This is a genomic window from Nonomuraea sp. PA05, assembly GCF_008086045.1.
GTDB classification, from domain to species: domain Bacteria; phylum Actinomycetota; class Actinomycetes; order Streptosporangiales; family Streptosporangiaceae; genus Nonomuraea; species Nonomuraea monospora.
In genome coordinates this window covers 65,184-85,337 of record NZ_VSEY01000030.1, presented here as the reverse complement: position 1 = coordinate 85,337, position 20,154 = coordinate 65,184, and the positions used below count along the sequence as shown (strand labels likewise).

Annotated in this window: 17 protein-coding genes; 4 read left to right on the top strand and 13 right to left on the bottom strand. The window is 71.9% G+C overall.

Features of this window, described 5'->3' with window-relative positions; translation table 11 throughout:
- Positions 1 to 486 precede the first annotated feature (486 nt).
- The 9 genes from FXF51_RS39025 to FXF51_RS38985 form a co-directional block, all read right to left on the bottom strand.
- Positions 487 to 1,524 (bottom strand): single-stranded DNA-binding protein, encoded by a 1,038-nt coding sequence (locus FXF51_RS39025; protein WP_187414804.1) that lies wholly within the window; start codon positions 1,522 to 1,524, stop codon positions 487 to 489.
- Positions 1,525 to 1,946: 422 nt separating this feature from the next.
- On the bottom strand, positions 1,947 to 3,569 hold the full coding sequence (locus tag FXF51_RS39020; RefSeq protein WP_148439783.1) for a GTP-binding protein: 1,623 nt from the start codon (positions 3,567 to 3,569) through the stop codon (positions 1,947 to 1,949).
- Positions 3,566 to 5,956 carry a dynamin family protein gene (locus FXF51_RS39015; RefSeq protein ID WP_262380112.1) on the bottom strand — a complete coding sequence of 797 codons (2,391 nt, stop codon included), beginning with the start codon at positions 5,954 to 5,956 and terminating at the stop codon, positions 3,566 to 3,568. The genes FXF51_RS39020 and FXF51_RS39015 overlap by 4 nt, the downstream gene beginning before the upstream one ends.
- The gene (cobA, locus tag FXF51_RS39010; RefSeq protein WP_148439782.1) at positions 5,953 to 7,185 is read right to left on the bottom strand and encodes a uroporphyrinogen-III C-methyltransferase; all 1,233 of its coding nucleotides are present in this window, start codon (positions 7,183 to 7,185) and stop codon (positions 5,953 to 5,955) included. Before cobA ends, FXF51_RS39015 begins: the two co-directional genes overlap by 4 nt.
- A gap of 79 nt (positions 7,186 to 7,264) precedes the next feature.
- The gene (gene speB, locus FXF51_RS39005) at positions 7,265 to 8,278 is read right to left on the bottom strand and encodes an agmatinase (RefSeq protein WP_148439781.1); all 1,014 of its coding nucleotides are present in this window, start codon (positions 8,276 to 8,278) and stop codon (positions 7,265 to 7,267) included.
- Positions 8,279 to 8,288: 10 nt separating this feature from the next.
- Positions 8,289 to 9,359, bottom strand: coding sequence for a nicotinate-nucleotide--dimethylbenzimidazole phosphoribosyltransferase (cobT, locus tag FXF51_RS39000; RefSeq protein ID WP_148439780.1), 1,071 nt, complete (start codon positions 9,357 to 9,359; stop codon positions 8,289 to 8,291).
- Between the two features lie 12 nt (positions 9,360 to 9,371).
- A complete protein-coding gene (locus FXF51_RS38995) occupies positions 9,372 to 10,217 on the bottom strand; it encodes a sirohydrochlorin chelatase (protein ID WP_148439779.1) in 846 nt (281 codons plus the stop codon).
- Positions 10,218 to 10,335: 118 nt separating this feature from the next.
- Entirely contained in the window at positions 10,336 to 11,511 is a 1,176-nt protein-coding gene (locus tag FXF51_RS38990) for a precorrin-6Y C5,15-methyltransferase (decarboxylating) subunit CbiT (RefSeq protein ID WP_148439778.1), read from the bottom strand.
- Positions 11,512 to 11,605: 94 nt separating this feature from the next.
- Positions 11,606 to 12,685, bottom strand: coding sequence for a GNAT family N-acetyltransferase (locus FXF51_RS38985; RefSeq protein ID WP_187414803.1), 1,080 nt, complete (start codon positions 12,683 to 12,685; stop codon positions 11,606 to 11,608).
- Positions 12,686 to 12,759: 74 nt separating this feature from the next.
- Between FXF51_RS38985 and FXF51_RS38980 the strand changes: the two genes are divergently transcribed.
- Entirely contained in the window at positions 12,760 to 13,170 is a 411-nt protein-coding gene (locus FXF51_RS38980; RefSeq protein ID WP_262380111.1) for a DUF2795 domain-containing protein, read from the top strand.
- 3 nt (positions 13,171 to 13,173) lie between these two features.
- Positions 13,174 to 14,196 (top strand): Vms1/Ankzf1 family peptidyl-tRNA hydrolase, encoded by a 1,023-nt coding sequence (locus tag FXF51_RS38975; protein WP_148439776.1) that lies wholly within the window; start codon positions 13,174 to 13,176, stop codon positions 14,194 to 14,196.
- Here FXF51_RS38975 and FXF51_RS38970 read toward each other — a convergent pair.
- The 3 genes from FXF51_RS38970 to FXF51_RS38960 are packed head-to-tail and all read right to left on the bottom strand — an operon-like array spanning position 14,186 to position 16,852.
- Positions 14,186 to 14,743, bottom strand: a complete 558-nt coding sequence (locus tag FXF51_RS38970; protein WP_148439775.1) for a lactate utilization protein C — start codon at positions 14,741 to 14,743, stop codon at positions 14,186 to 14,188. The two genes, FXF51_RS38975 and FXF51_RS38970, sit on opposite strands and share 11 nt — an antisense overlap.
- On the bottom strand, positions 14,730 to 16,124 hold the full coding sequence (locus tag FXF51_RS38965) for a lactate utilization protein B (protein WP_148439774.1): 1,395 nt from the start codon (positions 16,122 to 16,124) through the stop codon (positions 14,730 to 14,732). Before FXF51_RS38965 ends, FXF51_RS38970 begins: the two co-directional genes overlap by 14 nt.
- Positions 16,121 to 16,852: a (Fe-S)-binding protein gene (locus FXF51_RS38960; RefSeq protein ID WP_148439773.1), complete on the bottom strand. Its 732-nt coding sequence runs from the start codon at positions 16,850 to 16,852 to the stop codon at positions 16,121 to 16,123. The genes FXF51_RS38965 and FXF51_RS38960 overlap by 4 nt, the downstream gene beginning before the upstream one ends.
- Positions 16,853 to 16,940: 88 nt before the next feature.
- Here FXF51_RS38960 and FXF51_RS38955 point away from each other — a divergent pair, with 88 nt between their 5' ends.
- Positions 16,941 to 17,639, top strand: coding sequence for a FadR/GntR family transcriptional regulator (locus FXF51_RS38955; protein ID WP_148439772.1), 699 nt, complete (start codon positions 16,941 to 16,943; stop codon positions 17,637 to 17,639).
- On the opposite strand, the gene FXF51_RS38950 is transcribed toward FXF51_RS38955, so the two are convergent.
- Positions 17,636 to 19,063, bottom strand: a complete 1,428-nt coding sequence (locus tag FXF51_RS38950; protein WP_262380110.1) for a sulfatase — start codon at positions 19,061 to 19,063, stop codon at positions 17,636 to 17,638. The genes FXF51_RS38955 and FXF51_RS38950 overlap by 4 nt on opposite strands.
- 82 nt (positions 19,064 to 19,145) lie before the next feature.
- Between FXF51_RS38950 and FXF51_RS38945 the strand changes: the two genes are divergently transcribed.
- Complete coding sequence (locus FXF51_RS38945) at positions 19,146 to 20,147, top strand: LLM class F420-dependent oxidoreductase (protein WP_148439770.1); 1,002 nt, start codon at positions 19,146 to 19,148, stop codon at positions 20,145 to 20,147.
- Positions 20,148 to 20,154: the final 7 nt, after the last annotated feature.

The window sequence follows — 20,154 nt, the reverse complement described above, 5'->3', positions numbered from 1 at the left end:
CGTCTCCTCTCTGACTAACGATGTGTAACACAATAATTGCGGAGTGTGCGTTGTGCGATGGGAACCGATACGTTGGCAGTGACCACACCTGCTCACTTTTGTGGGCGGGCCGTGAAAAAGGAGTCGTGCTGGAAAGGAGCAGCCATGGTGCGGGGCGTGACCTGGACCTGACAGATGCTCTAGCCATCTGACGCGGACAACACACCATCGGCCGCCCCTCGGGGTGTTAACGGGACCCGGCCGGTGCCCCCTCCCCCCTCCAATCCGGCTGTTTTCCCTGCGTCTCCTTCGTGCTGGACATTCCGGCTGTTTACTGCGGCTTTCTCCGTGGGTTTGGGCGTCTTCCGTCCCTTTTGCCCTCAGGCTGCCTGCCTTCACTGCGGCGCTCATCGAGCCGCGCGCGCCTTCGCCGCCAAGGGGAGGAACCGTAGTAAGGGCTGGGGCGCCGTAGCGTGGTCGGCGCCCCTGCACTTCGTCGTGCGGTGGTTAGGCTGCGGCCTTCCCCGCCATCGTCAGGCGCTTGTCGTCCTCGCCGGCTGTCTTGCCGTCCGCGTCGCGTTCTGTGCCTGCCACGTCGCGGGCATTCGCATCCGTGGCATGGGCGTTGAGGTCCGCGTCGCGGGCCTTGGTTTGCGCGTTGCCGGGCCGGCCTTGGGCGTTGCCAGCGCTGCCTTGGGCGTCGCCGGCCCTGCCTTGGGCGTCGCGGCCTGTGCTGTCGTCGGCTTCGCGGTCCAAGGCTCGGATGGTGCTGCCTTCTGCGCTGAGTGTGCGGATGGTGCCGGACTTCGGTCCTCGCTTTCGTGCCGGGCTGCCGTCGGACGTGGGCGGAACGTCGCCGTCCAGGGCCAGCGGTCGCGCGGTGGTTCGCATCGGCTGCAAGGGGTGGGCGGTGTCGTCGTTCGAGGTCGGAGTGTTCAGGGCTGCCGGGGTGAGGGTGTTCGGCGGTTCGGTGGATGGTGCGGCTTCGGAGACGGACGGGTGGAGGGGGCCGTCTTCGGTGGGCAGGGGCTGGCCGTGGTCGGCGTCTGCTGTGTGGAAGGGGTTGGGTTCTTCGCGGGCGCCGGAGCGGGTCAGGGAGCGTTGGGGGCGGGGGCCCATGGCCCAGTCGCGGGTTTCCTCGTCCAGGCGTTCGCGCATCTCCTTGCTCACCGCGCCGGAGCCGCCGCGTTCCGGCTTGGTGAAGGCGCCGGTGCCCCAGCGCAGGTCGTGGCCTACCGCGCTTGCTTCGATCTCCGGCATGAAGCGGCGGTCGCCGTCTGCGCCGAACTCCCTGATGCGGAGTTTGCCTGACACCACCACGGGGTGGCCCGCGCGGATGGAGGCTGCGACGTTCTCGCCCAGTGCGCGCCAGCAGCGGACCGTGAAGCAGACCTTCTCGCCGTCCAGCCACTGGCCTGTTCGCTTGTCGAAGTAGCGGTGCGTGGTGAGCACCCGCAGTGAGGTGACCTTGATGCCTTCGTCGAAGCTGTACTGCCTGGGCTCTGCTGCGACGTTGCCGGTGAGTGTGATGTAGATGTCGTTCATTTGTCCCGTGCCTCCCATGTGGCGGGCCGGCTGCCCGCGGTCTGAGGAACACGGTGCCGTGGAGGGAGGGGGGTGGAGGGGGCCGAGCGGGGTTCTGTGGAGGGAGGGTGCTTGGGGCCGGGAGGGCTGTGGGGGAAGGGCTGCTGGGGTCGCGACGGCTGTGGAGGAAGCGTGGCGATCGCGGTGTGGGAAGGGGGCTGGGGTGGCGGTGACTGTGGATGAAAGTGCTTGGGGTGGGCGGCGGGTGTGGAGGGAGGTGGAAGACGCTCGGCGGGTGAGGGGGAGGGTGGAAGACGCTCGGCGGGGGAGGGGGAGGGTGGAGGACGCTCGGCGGGTGAGGGGGGGGGTGGAAGGTGCCCGGCGGGTGAGGGGGAGGGTGGAGGACGGCGCCGGACGAGGTCAGGGGTGCCGGCGCCGACGTCTCACACCGACAGATCCCTCAAAGCCGTGTAGAAGGCATGGTGCCGCCCCAGCTCCCGCTCCACCGGCTCCACCACCATCGTGGTCGCCACGGCCGCGACCCTGCGGCGCATCTCGCGTTCGAGGCGCTCCCGCTCCCGCGAGGCCCCCAGCTCCACGAAGTTGCGGGACGCGATGCCCGACAGGGCACCTAGGCCGAGTACGGAGGCCATCATCAGCCCCACCCACGGCAGCGTCGCCGTGTCACCCAGGAGTTCCAGGGACGGCGGGAGCTGGCCGGGCATGAGGAGGCCGACCGCGAGCCAGGCCAGGCCGGCGACGAACGCCACCACCAGGAAGTACTGCCACACCTTGAGCGCCCGCCACCAGCCCGGCACGCGGTCGAGCTGCGGCGCCACCTCGGCGAGGTCCTCCGTGAGGGCCTGCGGGAGCTGGGTGGAGCGGGACCTGGCCGCCTGGTGGACGGCCGTGCGCCACACCGGGTGCATGCCCATGGACAGCCCGTCGGCCAGCGCCTGGACCGCGTTGGATACCTCGGCCGACTGGGCGCTGACCGAGGAGGTGGAGATGCCGCGAATCTCGTCGCTCACGTCGTCCAGCCGCAGGCTCTTCAGCGGGTCGCCGCGCAGCTTGCCGATCCAGCGCGAGTACGGCCAGCCCACCCAGCGGCTCGACCGTTCCGCGTACACGTTCTCCATGGCCTCGCCCACCGCCGGCACGCCGACCGCGTCGCACAGCGCGTCGGTCAGGCCCATCCTTCGGGCCTCGTCGACCGACGACGGCGCGGACAGCGCCTCCCCCAGCGGCATGGCCTTGCCGAGCTTCTGCTCCAGCCGCTGCAGGTCGGCTTCGAGCTTCTGGATGGCGGCCCGCCGCCGGGCGACCGCGGTGGCGATGACGCTCTTGAGGCTCTCGATGCCGCGGCCTGTGACGGCGGAGGTCGGTACGACGCTCGGGTGCTCGACGCCTTCCCTGCGCAGCAGGTCGTTGAGGTCGATGACCAGCTCGGCCAGCTCCTCGGCGGTCAGCCGGTCGGCCTGGTTGAGCGCGAACACGGTGACGGCCTCGTGCCCCGCCAGCTCCGTCACGTAGCGGCGGTGCGTGGAGGCGTCGGCGTACTTCTGCGGGTCCAGCACCCACACCACCAGGTCGGCCAGGCCGATGAGCCGGTCGGCCTCGGTGTCGGTGAGTGCCCTGATCGAGTCGTGGTCGGGCAGGTCGAGCAGGATCAGCCCGTTGAGCTGGCTGTCGGCCTTGTCGAGCGCGCTGGCCCGCGAGAAGCGGTGCCGCCACTGGATCTGCAGCCAGTCGAGCAGCGGCCCCGCGCCCTCCAGCCCCCACACGCAGGCGTGCGTACGGGCGGTGGTCGGCCTGCGTACGCCGGTCGGCGACAGCTCCAGCCCCGACAGCGCGTTGAACAGCGACGACTTGCCGCTGCCCGTGCCGCCCGCGAGGGCGACGACGGTGTGCTCGGAGGACAGCTTGAGCCGGTTGCCCGCCCGCTGCAGCAGCGTGCCGGCCTCGGCGAGCAGCGGCTTGTCCAGCCGCCCCGGGCCCAGCTCCACCACCCTGGTGAGCGCGGTCAGCCGCGGAGCAAGCCCCGGTCTGGTGGTCGTGGTGGTCATCGAGCGACCTCAAGGTTGTACGTTGCCTGGTAGAGGCGGGTCGCGACGGACTCGTCTGGAACGCCCGCGGAGTCGAGCGCCTGCACGTAACGCATGGCCTCCTCGTCGAACAGCATGCCGATCCTGGCCCGCAGGTCGCTGAGCGCCTTGGCCCCGATGCCGCGCAGCGACTCGGCGCCGAGCAGGGCGTTGACCAGCCGGTGCGGCACCCCTTCACCGTTGCCGCCGCTGAACATGGCGACCATGAAGATCAGGGCGAGCGACTCGGGATCGAACGACACCAGCTTCGACACCGACCGCTTGGCGACGCCTTCCGTGCGTACCAGCTCGCCCAGGTGCTCCTGCCAGGACGCGATCGCCCGCCCCGTGTGCCGGACGAGATCGTCGGACGGCCGGTCGAGGTCCTCCCCCAGCTTGGCCCCCAGCTCGGCGCGGTGCCGCCAGCGCGCCACCACCTCCTCGCACGCGCGGGTGGCGGCGGCGACGATGACGGACTCCAGCCCGGTGCGAATCGCCGCCTTGAACGCCAGCACCCGCTCAGGCGCCTGCTTGGCCGCCCGTCCGCGCTTGCGCAGCTGCAGCGACCGTACGAGGTCGCCGGACCCCGCGAAGTCCTGCCAGCGGGCGAGCACCTCGCCGTGCAGCAGGGAGCCGTTCCTGGAGGCCTTGTCGATCTCGCTGAGCGCGCGCAGGAACGCCGCCTCCACGTCGCTGCGCAGCTCGGCCCTGAACGCGACCTGCGCCTCCAGGTGCTTGGCCAGCGCGGGCACGCGGGTGCGGAAGCTGTTGAGCACGCCGTTGAGCGTCTCGCGGACGGCCTGCGCCCGCCGCTCCTCGTCCACCGACAGCTCGGCCAGCCAGAGCCGCAGGTCGGTCATCTCGGCGTCGGGCAGCCGGCCGTCGGTCACCTTCGCCTCCTGGATGACGAACCGGTCGATGTCGCCCAGACCGTACTCGGTGAGCATGCGGACGAAGTGCTTCAGCACCACGTCGGCGGAACGCTCCTGCACCCGCGACAGGACGATCGCCAGGCGGGCGCCGCGCTCCTTGGCCAGGCGCAGCAGGTTCCAGGCGGGGGCGTCGGCGTAGCGGGCGGCCGTGGTGACGAAGATCCACAGGTCGGCGGCGTCGAGCATGCGGTGCGCGATCTCGTGGTGCTCCTCGACCACCGAGTCGATGTCCGGCGTGTCGAGCAGCGCGACGCCCTGCGGGAGCTTCTCGGTCGCGACGATGACCAGGCTGCCCAGGCCCGCCTCCGGGGACGGCTTGTCGAGACGTTCGAGGCCGCCGAGCAGCTCGCCCTGGGCGAACCACTCGTGGTCCTCCGGGTGGCAGACCAGGACCGGGGTGCCGGTGGTCGGGCGGCGTACGCCGGTGCGTGAGACGTTCTTCTCGGCGAGGCTGTTGACCAGGGTGCTCTTGCCTGCGCCCGTGGAGCCGGCGATCACGATGAGGGCGGGGGCGGTGCGGGTTCTGACCCGGGGCAGGACGTAGTTCTCGAGCTGGGCCAGGAGGTCGGACCTGGCCTGCTTCGCCTCCTCCGAGCCGGGGAGGTCGAGGCCGAAGCGGAGGTCGCAGACGCTCTCGCGGAGGGTGGCCAGGGCGGTCATGAGGGCTTCGGCGGCCTCTGCCGGGAGCTCCTCCAGGGTTTCACCTGGCTGGGGTGCGGTTGAGTCCTCGGGCTCGGGGGTGGGGTCCGGGTCGGGCTCTGGAGCGCCGTCGGTCTCGGTGCTCGCCTCGGGGGTCGTGTCGGGCTCGTCTTCGGACGCGGCCTCGGCCTCGGCCTCGGCCTCGGACGGAGCTTCGGCGTCAGAGGCGGCGTCAGAGGCGGCGTCAGAGGCGGCCTCGGACGGAGCTTCGGCATCGGAGGCAGCGTCAGAGGCGGCCTCGGACGGAGCTTCGGCATCGGAGGCAGCGTCAGAGGCGGCCTCGGACGGAGCTTCGGCATCGGAGGCAGCGTCGTCGGCGGCGTCGGATGGGCCGGAGGTGGCATCGGTGTCGGAGGCGTCGGAGGCGGCATCGGCATCAGCCCCGGCATCGGCATCGGGCTCCGTATGGGCCGCCGGTCTCACGAACAGGGACGGCCGCCCGGAGGCCCCCTCCCCTCCCCAGGCCGCAGGCGGCTCGTCGCCCGCCCGCGGCTGCCGCAGAATGGCCGGCTTCTCGAAGAGGGAGGGCCGCCGCGCAGGCGGCTCCTCGCCCACGTCCTGCTCACCCGGCGTGTCCGCAGGCGCCTCACCGCCGGAGGGCCGCTCGTCGCGGGCGCCCCGCGAGGGAGCGCGGTCGCCCCGGACCTCGGCGTCGAGATCCTCGTCCGTCACCGGCGGGAAGCTCAACGTCTGCTCACCGGGTGACTCGTGCCGCCCGTCATCCATGGCCGTGTTCACGGCAAGCGCTCCGCTCGTACCATCTCGACCTCCTGGCCGACCCGCACGACGTCGCCGACGATGACGATCGCCGGCGGCCGTATCCCAGCCGCGGACACGCGGTCGGCCACGGTGGAAAGCGAAGCGGTGACCGCCCGCTGGGTCGGAAGGGTACCGTCCTGTACCACCATTACGGGAGTCTCCGGCGAACGTCCGTCGCGGACGAGGGCTTCGGCGACCTTCGCGAGGCGTTCGACGGCCATGAGGAGCACCAGCGTGCCCTGGGAACGGGCCAGGCCGGGCCAGTCGACGGTGGACTTGGGGTCGTCGGGCGCGACGTGCACGGAGATGACGTGGAACTCCTGGCTGACGCCGCGGTGGGTGACGGGCACGCCGGCGGCGGCGGGGACGGCGACGGCGCTGGTGAGGCCGGGGACGACCAGGACGGGGATGCCGGCCTCCGCGCAGGCGATCATCTCCTCGCCGCCGCGGCCGAACACGAAGGAGTCTCCGCCCTTGAGCCGGACGACGAACTTGCCCTGCCTGGCGCGGTCGACGAGCAGCTCGTTGATCGTCTCCTGGGACAGCGAGCGGCCGTAGGGCACCTTGGCGGCGTCGATGAGCTCGACGTCGGGGGCGAGCTCGTCGAGCAGGGCGCGGGGTGCGAGCCGGTCGGCGACCACCACGTCGGCCTGGGCGAGGAGCTGGCGCCCGCGGACGGTGATGAGGCCGGGGTCGCCGGGGCCGCCGCCGACGAGGGCGACGCCGACCGGTTTGGTGCGGTTGCGCCGGGCGTCGACGGTGCCGTCGCGCAGCGCCTCGACGACGGCGTCCCTGATGCCGGCGGCGCGGCGCGGGTCGCCGCCCGCGGTGACGGCGACGCCGATCTCGTCGACCCGCCCGGTGGCGGGCGTCCAGGCGGCGGAGGCGTCCTTGTCGTCGGCGCGCACGCACCACACGCGCTTGGCCTCCGCCTCGGCGGCGACCGCGGTGTTGACGGACCTGTCATCGGTACAGGCCTGTACGAGCCAGGCCCCGTCGCAGTCGCCGACCTCGTAGGGCCGGTCGTGCCAGGTGACCCGGCCTGCCGCGATCAGGTCGTCGAGGGCCGGGGTGACGCCGGGTGACACGACGGTGACCTCCGCACCGGCCTCTAGCAGCGCGGGCACCCGTCGCTGCGCGACGCGGCCGCCGCCCACGACGAGGACCCGGCGGCCGGAAAGCCGCAGGCCGAGGAGGTAGGGACCCATGGGGGGAATCTCCCGTTCGCGAAGGTTGTGTTAGGAGGTAAACCTACCGGCTCCGCATGCGTCATTTGCTGCGCACGGGTTAACGACCGTCAAGAAGAGGCTGCCGGGGATCCCAGCGAGGCCCGCCTTCGTCGTCCTTGCGGCGTCTGGCCATCGCTGACAGGGCCTCCAGGATAACCCTGTTGCCGAGGAAGGCCGTGATGTCGGCGTGGTCGTAGGGCGGCGCCACCTCGACCACCTCCATGCCTGCCACCGGCAGCTCGTAGCAGATCCGGCGCACGGCGTCGAGCAGCTGCCGGGCCGTCAGGCCGCCCGGCTCGGGGGTTCCTGTGCCGGGGGCGTGGCCGGGGTCGCAGACGTCGATGTCCACGGACAGGAAGATCTGGTCGCACTCGTCGAGCGCGATGCCGAAGGACTCGGTCAGGCATTCGTCAAGGCCGCGAGCCACAATTTCGGTCATTTCATAGGAACGCATATTTTGCCGAGCCATCCAGCCGAGCGTCTCCGGCTCCGGCCAGTATCCGCGCAGGCCGATCTGCAGGAACCTGTCGCCCCTGATGGCCCCCGACTCGATGAGCCGCCGCATCGGCTGGCCGTGCCCGTAGAGATGGCCGAAGGCGATGTCGCCCGTGTCGGCGTGCGCGTCGAAGTGGATCATCGAGGTGCGCCCAGCCGCGTGCGCCCTGGCGGTCCCCCGCGCGTCCGGCAGCGCCACCGTGTGGTCGCCGCCGAGCACCAGCGGGATCGCCCCCGAGGACGCGATCCTGTGCACGGCCTCCTCGATGGCCGCCAGCGAGCCCTCGACGTCACCCGAGTAGCACTCCACGTCACCGGCGTCGAGCACGCGCAGGTCGCGCAGCGCGTCCACGCGCAGCGCGAGGCTGGGCCTGGAGCCGTCGTGCGGCAGGTAACAGGCCTGGCGCAGCGCCATGGGGCCGAACCTGGCGCCCGGCCGGTTCGACGTGCCGCCGTCGAACGGGGCGCCGATGATCACCACGTCGGCGTCCGCGTAGCTTCCGGGGTCGTTCACGTCGCAGCGGTCCACCCCGAGGAACGTGATGTCGGGGCCGAACATGGATCCGTAACGAGACACTTCCCCATCATCACACGGGCTTTTCGGTCACTCCCGCCGAGTCGAACGTCGCCACGTCGTGCATCACGCGCACCGCCGCGCACACCATCGGGTGCGCCAGCAGCCCGCCCGTGCCCTCGCCGAGCCGGAGCTCCAGATCCACCAGCGGGCGCAGGCCAAGGTGGGCCAGCGCGGCGGTGTGGCCGGGCTCGGCCGAGCGGTGGCCGGCCACGCAGTGGTCCGCGGCGGCCGGGTCCATCGCGGCGGCCACCAGGGCGGCGGCTCCGGCGATCACGCCGTCGAGAATCACCGGCACGCGCAGGGCCGCGCCGCCCAGGATGAAGCCCGCGATGGCCGCGTGCTCGAACCCGCCGACCGCCGCCAGCGCCCGCAGCGTCTCGCTGGGCGAGGAGGCGGGCTCGGTCACCGCGTTCACGCGCAGGGCCGCACGGACGATGCCGACCTTGAGCTGGTACGTCTCGTCGTCGATGCCCGTGCCCCGCCCTGTCACCTCGGCCGGGTCCTTGCCGGTGAAGGCCGAGACGAGCGCGGCCGAGGCGGTGGTGTTGGCGATGCCCATGTCGCCGGTGATCAGGCAGCGCGCGCCCTTGGCGACCAGGTCCCTGGCCACCAGAATGCCCGCCTCCAGCGCCTGGACGGCCTGGTCGACGGTCATGGCGGGGCCCTGCGACAGGTCGGCGGTGCCGTACGCGATCTTGTGGTTGACCAGGTCGGGCGCGTCGGGCAGGTCGGCGGCGACGCCCACGTCCACGACGGTCACCGACGCCCCGGCCTGGGCGGCGAAGGCGTTGGCGACGGCGCCGCCGGCCAGGAAGTTGCTCACCATCTGCACCGTGACCTCCTGCGGCCACGGGCTGACGCCGCGCGCGTGCACGCCGTGGTCGGCGGCGAAGATGGCCAGGGCCGCGGGCTCCGGCATGGGCGGCGGGCAGGCGCCGGCCGCGCCCGCCAGGCGTACGGCGACGTCCTCCAGCACGCCGAGCGAGCCGCGCGGCTTGGTGAGGCGGTCCTGGTGGGCGCGGGCCTCGGCGAGCACCCGCGGGTCGGCGGGACGGATCGCCGCCAGCGTCTCAGCGAACACGGAACCTCCACATTACGGAACGAGTTGGAGCGCTTCCTCGTAGCGGTCGATCACGACGTCCGCAAGGATCTCGCAGTCGCCGATCACCTCGGCGCAGCGGATGTCGAGGTCGGGGTGCCCGGCGCCGTACGCCAGCGCCTGCGCCCAGACCCGCTCCAGCAGCCCGCCCGCGAACAGCAGGTACGGCACCACGATGACCCGCTTGGCCCCGAGCCGGCGGCAGCGCTCCAGCCCGCCGGGCACCCCGGGAGGGGTGACGGAGACGAAGGCCGTCTCGACGGTCATGAAGTCGTAGGCGTGCGTCTCCCAGAACAGCCGGGAGACGCGGTGGATCTCGGCGTTGGCCGTGGCGTCGGTGGAGCCCTCGCCGACCAGCACGACGGCGGTCTCCCCCGGCTCGATGTGCTGGTAGAGGTCCTCGGCGGGCGGGGAGTCGACGGCGCGCAGCCGGGGCCTGGCTCCGGCCAGCTCCAGGGCGCGCGGCTTGGACAGCTCGGCGGCGGCCTCGTTGAGCCGCTCGGCCAGCAGCGCGAGCACGCGCGGGTCGGGGCCGAGCGGGCGGCCGTAGTCGTACATCAGCGTGGGGTGGCGCTGCTGCTCCAGCGCCATCGCGGCGGGGAACTCCTCGCCCACCCTGCTGAGGCTGAGCGGCAGCGCCACGAGCCGGTGGTGTCCCCGCGCGACGAGGGAGGCGACGGAGTCGCTCAGCCGCGGCGTGGCCCGCTCCAGGTAACCCCCCGACACGTCGGCGCCCGACTGGTCGAGACGGCAGCGCAGGCGGTGTACGAACCTGCCGAACTCGGCGGCGTAGGCGTCATCCTGGGAGCCCTGCCCGATCAGCAGGAGCGGCGGCTTCATCGTGAGGGTTCTCCGGTGCGGTGGACAAAGACACGCGAGGATAACCGATGCGCCGGTGTGCGGAACAGGTCACGCTGTGTGCGCAGGCATCGCGCGCCCGCCACGAAGGCAGGGGTGGTCACGCTGTGTGCGCAGGTGTCGCGTGCACCACGAAGACCGGGTCGGCGGCGGCCAGGCTGTGGGAGCCGTCGGGGTCGAGCACCAGCTTGGAGGCCAGGATCTGAGTGCCCTCGCCGTGGTAGCCCTGCTCGCGCAGCCGTCCGAGCACGCCGGCGACCTGCTCGACCTTGCGCAGCGCGCACACGAGGACGCGCGGGCCCCTGGCGGCGCAGGCCACGATCACGTCGAGGCCGCCGCCGCCCACGAAGACGGCGTCGGGGTCGGGCAGCGGCTCCAGCGCGGGCGGCGCCTGCCCCCTGGTCAGCGCCACTTTCACGCCGTGTTCGAGCACGTTGGCGCGCAGCGCGGCGCAGCGTTCCTCGTCGCGTTCGACGGCCATCACGGCGGCGCCCAGCCGGGCGCACTCGACGGCGATCTGGCCGGCGCCGGCGCCGACGTCCCACACCAGGTCGCCGAGCCGGGGGCCGAGCTTGGCCAGCACGTACGCCCGCGCCTCGGGCGGCATCCCGCCCTCGAACGGCAGCGCCCACTCCGACGGCCCCGGCTGCGCGCCCGCCACCCAGCCCGGCTCCTTGGGCTGGTGCAGCGGGTCGATGACGAGGACCACGTCGGGGTCCTTCCACGGCCGGGTGGTGGCCTCGCCCATGCGGCTGTGCGTGACGCGCTCGTCGGGCCCGCCGAGGTCCTCGCACACGATGAGGGCGCGGGGCGTGGTGGGCGCCAGCTCCCTGGCGATCTCGCCGGGGCCGACGCCGGGCGCGACCAGCAGCGCGACCTTGGGGTGGGCGCGGCAGGCGTTGACGGCCTTGTTGAGCTGGCGCGGGCCTGACGGGGCGACGACCAGCGCGTCCTCCCAGTTGAGCCCGGCGCAGGCGAAGGCGCGGGTGACGAGCGAGGTGGCGGGCACCACGTCCGGTTTGAGGCCGTGCGCCCTGAGTCTGCGGACGACGCCGAAGAAGCCGGGGTCGCCGTGCGTGAGCACGACCGCGGGGCCTTCGCCGTGCTCCAGGTGGTCGTCCAGGGCTTCCAGCAGCGCTCCGTCGGCCGCGGTGGCCGCGGTGAGCTGGAGCTGCCCGAGAACGGCGTCGGGGCCCACGACGAGCCTGGCCTCCCGCAGTTTGCCGACCGCCCTGGCCGAGAGCTCGGATCCGTCCCAGCCGACAACCGTGATCATGCGCCTCACCGTCCTCACCTCAAGGGTGACGGCTGCGGGGTGGTTTCACCAAGGGTGCGGAGTGGTTTCACCAAGGGGGACAGTCCGGTGTCGCCTAGGCCAGGTCCGAGGGGATGAGGCTGTAGACGACCAGGTCCTCGCCGCCGAGCGAGGCGCGGGCGACGCCCTCGCGGACGAACCCGGCCTTCTCCGCGACCCGCTGGGAGGCGGTGTTGGCGGGGGCGGCGCGGAGCTGGAGCCGGGCGAAGCCGTGCTGCTCGAACAGCCAGCGGGCGATCTCCCGCACGGCCTCGCCCGCGTAGCCGTTGCCCCTGGCCCAGGGCGCGGTCATGTAGCCGACCTCGGCGCTCCTGCTGTTCCAGTTGACGTCCCGCAGGTCCACGTTGAGCGCGAAGCGGCCGGTGTCCAGCTCCTCGGCCGTCCAGGCGGCGCCCGCGCCCCTCATCTGCAGGCGCTCGGCGTGGGCGAGGTAGCCGCGGGCGTGCTCCTCGTCGTAGCCGCGCGGCACCCCGGTGTACGCCTGGGTCATCGGGTCCGCCCCGGTGACGGCCAGGTCGGGGACGTCGGCGGGCGTCTGCGGGCGCAGGAGCAGCCGCTGGGTGCGCAACTCGGTCTTCGGCAGGGCGGGGACGGGCCTGCGCCTGTCCTGGCGCAGCAGGCCGAGGATGACCAGGTCGTGCGCGCCGTCCTCGTCCAGCACCGCGTCGCGGAGCACGCCTTCCCAGGTGAAGCCCGCTTTGCAGGCGACGCGGAGCGAGGCGAGGTTGTCGAGCCTGGCGGTCAGGTCGACCCTGCGCAGCCCCAGGGTGTCGAACGCCCAGGCCGTCAGGCCGCGCACCGCCTCGGTGGCGAAGCCGCGGCCCCGGTAGAGCGGGTGCACGCCGTACCCGACCTCGGTCGTGCCCGCGCTCCACGAGGTCTTGAACAGGCTGATGGCGCCCACGATGAGCCCTTCGGCGTCGGTCATGGCGAGGTGGACGCCCTGCCCCGAGCGGCGCAGCTCGTGCACGCCGTGCATGAGCCAGGCGGCGATCTGCGAGACCTTGGCGGGGGCGCCCGGCGGGAGGAACTGGGCGCCGGACTGCACGATGGAGCGGATGCGCAGGGTGTCCTTGGGGCTGAACGGCCGGAGTGCAAGCCGTTCCGTGGCGATGCTCACGTCGGGATCGAACACGCTGTGGAGGGTACACAGTGGCGATGTTTGCCCACGAAAGCGGGGGTAGGGGCGGATTGAGAGGAGTGAGGTCAATGATGGAACGTGGGAGCGACAAGCACGGCCCCCGGCTCGACGACGAGCAGAAGCACGAGACCGAGGGTCTGGTTCGCGGTGGCGGCTCGACGCATGCCGAGGAGTGGAAGCAGCCCGAGGCCATGCCGGCAGCCGGCGAGGAGTCGCCTCACTCGTACGCGCCGGGCCACGGGCCTGGCGTCCCCGAGGGCATGACGCAGCGGGACGTGGACGTCCGCAGTGATCTCGCCAAGTGGTTGAGCGACACCCATTGGCCCTCGTCCAAGCGGGACCTGCTGGCGCGCGCCCACCGCGAGGGCGCGCCCGATCCGGTGATCGACATGGTGGAGTCGCTGCCCGAGCGGAGCTACACGAACATGGCCGACGTCGCCAAGGCGCTCGGTCTCGGCGTGGAGAAGCGGAGGTGGTGACCGGTGCGGCTCGACTTCATCCGGCCGCTGTACGAGCGGCGCGGCCCGTACGCCTCGGTGTACCTGGGCGCGCTCACCGGCCCTGAGCGAGAGAGCCACTGGCGCGGCATGCGCGACCGGCTCGACGGGCACGACGGCCGGGGCGACAAGGCGACCCTGGACGCCCTGGAGGGCGAGGCGCTGAGCGCCGCCGCCGGGCGGGCGCTGTTCGCCACGCACGGTGACGTGGTGCTGGCCGAGTCGCTGCGCGAGGCGCCGTCGGAGATGGCGACCTGGACGCCGCTGCCGCACATCACGCCGCTGCTCATGCGGCGCGGCGAGAACGTGCCGCACATCCGCGTCATCGTGGACCACGCGGGGGCGGAGGTGACCGTGTTCGGCGGCGGGTCGCCGCGCAAGACCACGGTGGAGGCCGCCAAGTGGCCGCTGCAGAAGACCGCCCAGGGCGGATGGTCGCAGAAGCGGTACGAGCGGGCCGTGGACGAGGCGTGGGAGAAGAACGCGGCGGCCGTGGCCCACGAGATCGACGAGCAGGTGCGCAGGATCGGCGCCGAGCTGATCCTGGTCGCGGGTGAGCCGAAGTCGCGCTCGTACCTGCTGCGCCACCTCGGCACCAAGGCGGCCGACCGGGTGATGATGGTCGAGCACGGCAGCCGCGACGACCACGGCCAGTTCGAGCGGGACGTGGAGCGCGCGCTGGACGAGTGGCTCGACCGCAGGCGGGCTGAGCTGCTCGAACGTCATCAGGAGTCCGCCGGCCCGACCGGCATGGCCCGGGTCTCGCAGGCGTTGCGCGAGGGACGGGTGCAGGCGGTGCTGCTGCCCGGCGAGCTGCCCGGCTCCGTGTGGATCGGCGAGGGCGGCACGCAGCTCGCCACCGACCGGGGCGAGCTGCAGCGCTGGGGCGTGAGCGAGCCCGTGCAGGAGCGCTCGGACTCCGCGCTGGCCAGGGCGGCCGCGATGACGGACGCCGAGCTGTGGTTCACCGGCTCGGTCGAGGACGTGGCGGCGGTGCTCAGGTACTGATGATCACTTCCAGGGTGCGGGGGCCGTGGACGCCCTCGACCCGGTTCAGCTCGATGTCGCTGGTGGCCGAGGGGCCGCTGATCCAGGTCAGAGGGCGGGACGGGTCGAGCCGGGCCACGGCCTCCGGCACGCCCGCCACGATCTGACCGGCCCGCACCACGCACAGGTGGTAGTCGGGGACCAGCGTCTGGGCCCTGGTGCCCTGGCCGGGGCCGTGGTCGAGGACGATGGTGCCGGTCTCGGCGATGCCGACGGCGCAGTTCGTGATCACGCCGTCGGCGGTGTTCAGGTCGTCCCAGCCGCCCTCGCGGCCGAAGCCGTCGGGGACGATCATGCGCCGCCCGCCCACGCACTCGTCGATCTTGGCGGGGAGGTCGGCGGAGGCGACCACGTGCACGATCGCCCGGTAGTCGTCCACCCGCTCCGCGAACAGCTCGACGAGGCCCTCGGGCTGCCGCTGCGCCCGGTAGTGCCGGGGGATCTCGGCGTCCGCCGCCCCGGCGACGGCCTTGCGGACCTTGGCGAGGATCTCCTCACGCGCGCTCATTGCGCTCCCACCAGTCTCTGAAGGATTCTTCGGGAATGTCCGGCAGGTCTCTGGTGTCGGTCCACGCAGAGATCAGCGGGCCTGGCAGCCGCTTCGGCACCAGCTTGCGCACCTTGCCGGCCGCGCGCTGCGCCTTGGCCAGCCGCTCGTGGTCGTTGAGTATCCAGCCGGCCACCTTCATGCCGGCCTTCTCCGCCGCCGCGTGCGGCGCCTTGGCGCGCAGATCGACCAGGACCTCGGGGATGTCGATGGCCACCGGGCAGGCCTCGTAGCAGGCTCCGCAGAGGCTGGAGGCGAACGGCAGCGAGGCGTCCAGCTCCGAGGACATGCCTCTGAGCTGCGGGGTGAGGATCGCGCCGATGGGGCCCGGATAGACCGAGCCGTAGGCGTGGCCGCCCGCCCGCTCGTACACCGGGCACACGTTCAGGCAGGCCGAGCAGCGGATGCAGCGCAGCGCCTGGCGGCCCACCTCGTCGGCGAGCACGTCGGTGCGGCCGTTGTCGAGCAGCACCAGGTGGAAGTCCTGGCCCTCGACGGCGCCGGTCCACATGCTCGTGTAGGGGTTCATCCGCTCACCCGTGGAGCTTCTCGGCAGGAGCTGGAGGAACACCTCCAGATCCCGCCAGGAGGGCAGCAGCTTCTCGATCCCGACGACGCTGATGAGGGTCTCGGGCAGGGTCAGGCACATGCGGCCGTTGCCCTCGGACTCCAGCACGACCAGCGTGCCGGTCTCGGCCACCATGAAGTTGGCGCCGGAGATCGCCACCTTGCTTCTGAGGAAGCGTTCGCGCAGGTGAAGCCGGGCCGCCTCGGCGAGGGCGGGCGGGTCGTCGGTCAGGTCGGGGGTGACGTGCGGCATCTTGTCGAGGAAGATCTCGCGGATCTCCGACCGGTTGCGGTGGATCGCGGGGACCAGGATGTGGCTCGGGAAGTCGTCGCCGAGCTGGACGATCAGCTCCGCCAGGTCCGTCTCGTACGCGGTGATGCCCTGCGCGGCCAGCGCGTCGTTGAGCTCGATCTCCTGGGTGGCCATCGACTTGACCTTGACCACCTCGGTCTCGCCGGTCGCCTTGACCAGGCCGGCCACGATGCGGTTGGCCTCGGCGGCGTCCCTGGCCCAGTGCACGGTGCCGCCCGCCCGCGTGACCGCCTCCTCCAGCTGGAGAAGGTAGCGGTCGAGGTTGTGCAGCGTGTGGTCCTTGATGGCCTTGCCGGCCGCGCGCAGCTCCTGCCAGTCGGGCAGCTCGCCGACGACGCTCGCCCGCTTGCCGCGGATGGTGTGGGTGGCCTTGCGGAGGTTGAAGCGGAGCTGCGAGTCCTGGACGGCCTTCCGGGAGTTCTGCGGGAAATTTCCGGGCATGCCGAGGAATGTCGCGCTCATTGGGCCTCCTCCGTCGAGGCGAGGATTTCGGCCAGGTGCATGGTCCTGACGCCGGTCTGCTGGCGGCTCAGGGTGCCGCCGATGTGCATGAGGCAGGAGTTGTCGGCCGCGCAGAGCACCTCGGCGCCCGTGTCCATGATGTTGCGGCTCTTGTCGGCGCCCATCGCGGCGGAGACCGCCGGGTTCTTCACCGCGAACGTGCCGCCGAAGCCGCAGCACTCCTCCGCGCCCGGCAGCGGCACCAGCTCCAGGCCCCTGACGTGCCGCAACAGCCGGGTGGGCCGGTCGCCCAGGTGCAGGCCGCGCAGCGAGTGGCACGTCGGGTGGTAGGTCACCCGGTGCGGGAAGTACGCGCCGACGTCCTCGACCTTGAGCACGTCGATCAGGAACTCCGACAGCTCGTACACCTTCGGCGTGACCTCCGCGATCGCCGCCGCTCCCCTGCTGCCCGGCTTGGCCAGCTTCGGGTACTGCTCGCGCACCATGGCCGCGCACGACCCCGACGGCGCGACGACCGCGTCGTACCCGGCGAACACCTCCGTGAAGTGCCTCGCCAGCCGCACGCCCTCCTCCCGGTAGCCGGTGTTGACGTGCATCTGCCCGCAGCACGTCTGGGCGGCGGGGAAGTCCACGTCGCAGCCGAGCCTGCGCAGGAGCGACACCACGGCCTTGCCGGTGCCCGGGAAGAGCGTGTCGTTCACGCACGTGATGAACAGGGCGACTCGCACGGCTCTCCTTCCGAAGTATGGTCCGACCACAGTATGGTCAGACCATATCGAACCACAACGTTTCCGGCCAGCATGAGGAGGCTCCGGGGTGGAGGACACCGGCTGGCGTCCCGTCAAGCGGACGCGGACGTTCGAGGACGTACTCGCTCAGATCGAGCGGCGCATCGCCGAGGACGGGCTCACCGTGGGCGACCGCCTGCCCGCCGAGCGCCAGCTCGCCGAGCAGCTCGGTGTCAGCCGCTCCTCGGTACGCGAGGCGATGCGCGTACTGGAGACCCTCGGCGTGGTCTCCTCCCAGGTCGGCCGGGGCCCCGACGCGGGCGCCGTGCTCACCTCGCGCCCCGACTCGGCGCTGACCGACCTGCTCCGCCTCCACCTCGGCCTGGCCAGCCTGGAGATGCGCGAGGTCATCGACACCCGGCACATGATCGAGCAGTGGGCCGCCGCGCAGGCCGCCACGGCGGGCGCCGACACCTCCGCCCTGGCCGCCGCGCTGGCCGGGATGGACGGGGCGCGCACGGCCGAGGAGTTCGTCGAGTACGACACGGCCTTTCACTGCGCGATCGCGGACGCCTCGGGCAACCGGCTCATCGCCGCCATCATGCGCTCGCTGCGCGACTCGATGCGCAGGTACTCGGTCGAGGCGGTGCAACGGCTCGGGGACACCTCGGTCCTGCGCGCCGACCACGTACGCATCCTGGAGGCCATCGAGCGGGGCGAGGCGGGCGAGGCGACCGAAGCCGTGTCGGAGCACCTGGCGCACGCCTACCCGTCACTGTTCCGCTAACGGAGCCTGTCGGCCTGGCGGCAGTTCGCGCCCGAGCAGGCGACCATCGCCGACAGCCGCTGGTCCAGGCGCGCGACCAGCGCCGGATCGGCGGTCGCCGCCAGGTTGCTGAGCTGGTAGGGGTCGGCGTTCAGGTCGTAGAGCTGCCGCTCCCCCGTCTCGTACCTGACATAGGTGTACTGCCCGGTGCGCAACGCCTGGTAGGCGGGCACGGGCGTCTGGGCCGCCGACGACCGGTTCGCCGGCCGGGTGAACTCCACCAGCACGTGCTCGCGCCACTCCGAGGGCGGCCTGGCCCGCAGCAGCGGCACCAGCGAGCGGCCCTCCGCGAACGCCGGGACCGTGGCCCCGCCCAGCTCGGCGACGGTCGGGGCGAGGTCGATCGTGGCGCCCAGGTGCGTGATCGTCGAGCCGGCCGCGACGGCGGGGCCGCGTACGACGAGGGGGACCCTGATCGCCTCCTCGAACGGGGTGGTCTTGCCCTGCTTGAGGCGGTGCGTGCCGAGATGGAAGCCGTTGTCCGAGGTGAAGAAGATGTAGGTGTCGTCCAGCTCCCCCGTCTCACGCAGGGCGCTGATCACCGAGCCGACGAGGTCGTCCACGCCGAGCATGGCGCGCAGCCGCCTGCGGTAGTGCTCGTCCACGTCGGCCTGCGTGTCGAGCGCGAGGGCGGGCCTGTTGCGCAGCCAGTACGGCTCGCTGCTCACGTCCGTCTGGTTGAACGACGGCGTGCGCGGCGCCATGGCCAGCGGGAAGGCGTGCGCGTGCCGATGGGCGGGGTTGGCGGGGTTGTGCGGGCCGATCGGGGCCAGGTAGAGGAAGAACGGCTGCCGCGAGCCGGTGATGAAGTCGTGGGCCTTGCGGGCCAGCACGTCGGACAGGTAGTCCTGCTCCTCCCAGCCGTAGTCGCGGGGCACGCCGTTCTCGTTGAGGCGGTAGCCGTACTCCTCGTAGAGCTTGCGTACCGGCACGTCCCATTCGTCCCAGCCTGGCGGCACGTACGCCTCGCCGGCCGCCTCGCCCGGATAGTGGTTGAGGAACTTGCCCATCAAGCCCGTGCGGTAGCCGGCCTGCTGCATCCAGGTGCCGATCGTGGAACGTTCCAGATTGAGCGCGTGGAAGCGGTCGAAACCGCCCTCGGGGGCGGTGTTGGTCAGCACGCCGTGGCTGTGGACGTGCTGGGAGCGCAGGATCGACGCCCTGGAGGGACAGCACCAGGAGTTCGTCACGAAGAAGCGGTCGAACGAGGCGCCCTGATCCACCAGGTGCTGCGAGATGTTCGGGAAGAGGGGCAGGGTGCCGGTCTCCAGGTCGTCGGCCAGCACGACGACGATGTTGGGCCGGGAGTCGCCCTGCGCGACCGTGGGTTCGGCCGCCGGCAGGAGAAGCAGCAGGCAGGCGAGTCGGCAGAGGACCTTGAGCACAGAGTGTGACTTCCCCGGAAGATCCTCCATTGACACTTGGGACATCCCCGGCCGTAATAGAACTTAATTCCGGAGGTGTCCCATGAAGCTCGGCCTGAACCTCGGCTACTGGCAGCGCAACGCCGACGACGCAACCGAATCGGTCCTGGCGGCCGAGCGGCTCGGCTACGACTCGGTGTGGACGGCGGAGGCGTACGGCAGCGACGTCTTCACCCCGCTCGCCTGGTACGGCGCACGCACGTCCCGCATCAAACTGGGCACCTCGATCGCCCAGATCTCCGCCAGACCCCCCGTCACGACGGCCATGACCGCCATGACCCTCGACCACCTCACCGGCGGCCGGCTGCTGCTCGGCGTGGGCGCCTCTGGGCCGCAGGTGGTGGAGGGCTGGTACGGCCAGCCGTTCGCCAGGCCGCTGGCCAGGACCCGCGAGTACGTCGAGATCATGCGCAAGGTGTGGGCCCGCGAGGAGCCGGTCACCAGCGACGGCGGCCACTACCCGCTGCCGCTGCCCGGCGGGCTGGGCAAACCGCTCAAGTCCATCACGCATCCGCTCCGCGCCGACATCCCCCTCTATCTCGGGGCGGAAGGGCCCAAGAACGTGGCGCTGGCCGCCGAGGTGGCGCAGGGCTGGCTGCCGCTGTTCGCCTTCCCCGAGAAGATCGAGGAGATGTACGGCGAGGCGCTTTCCGGCGCCGAGCCCGGCTTCGACGTGGCCGCCATGGTGATGGTGCTCATCTCCGACGACCTGCGGGCCGCGCTCGACGTGGTGAAGACGATGCTGACGCTCTACATCGGCGGCATGGGCGCCAGGCAGCGCAACTTCCACGCCGACATCATCGGCCGGATGGGCTACGCCGAGGCGGCCGAGCACATCCAGGCGCTGTACCTGGCGGGGCGCAAGGACGAGGCGTTCCGGGCGATCCCGGACGAGCTGGCCGACGGCATCTCGCTCGTCGGCCCGCCCGGCCGGATCAAGGAGCGGCTTGAGCTGTGGCACCGCAGCCCGGTCACGAGCCTGCTGGTGATGGGGGTGCGGGACGAGCCCTCCCTGAAGCTCGTCCGCGACCTCGTACTCGGTTAGCGGAGGA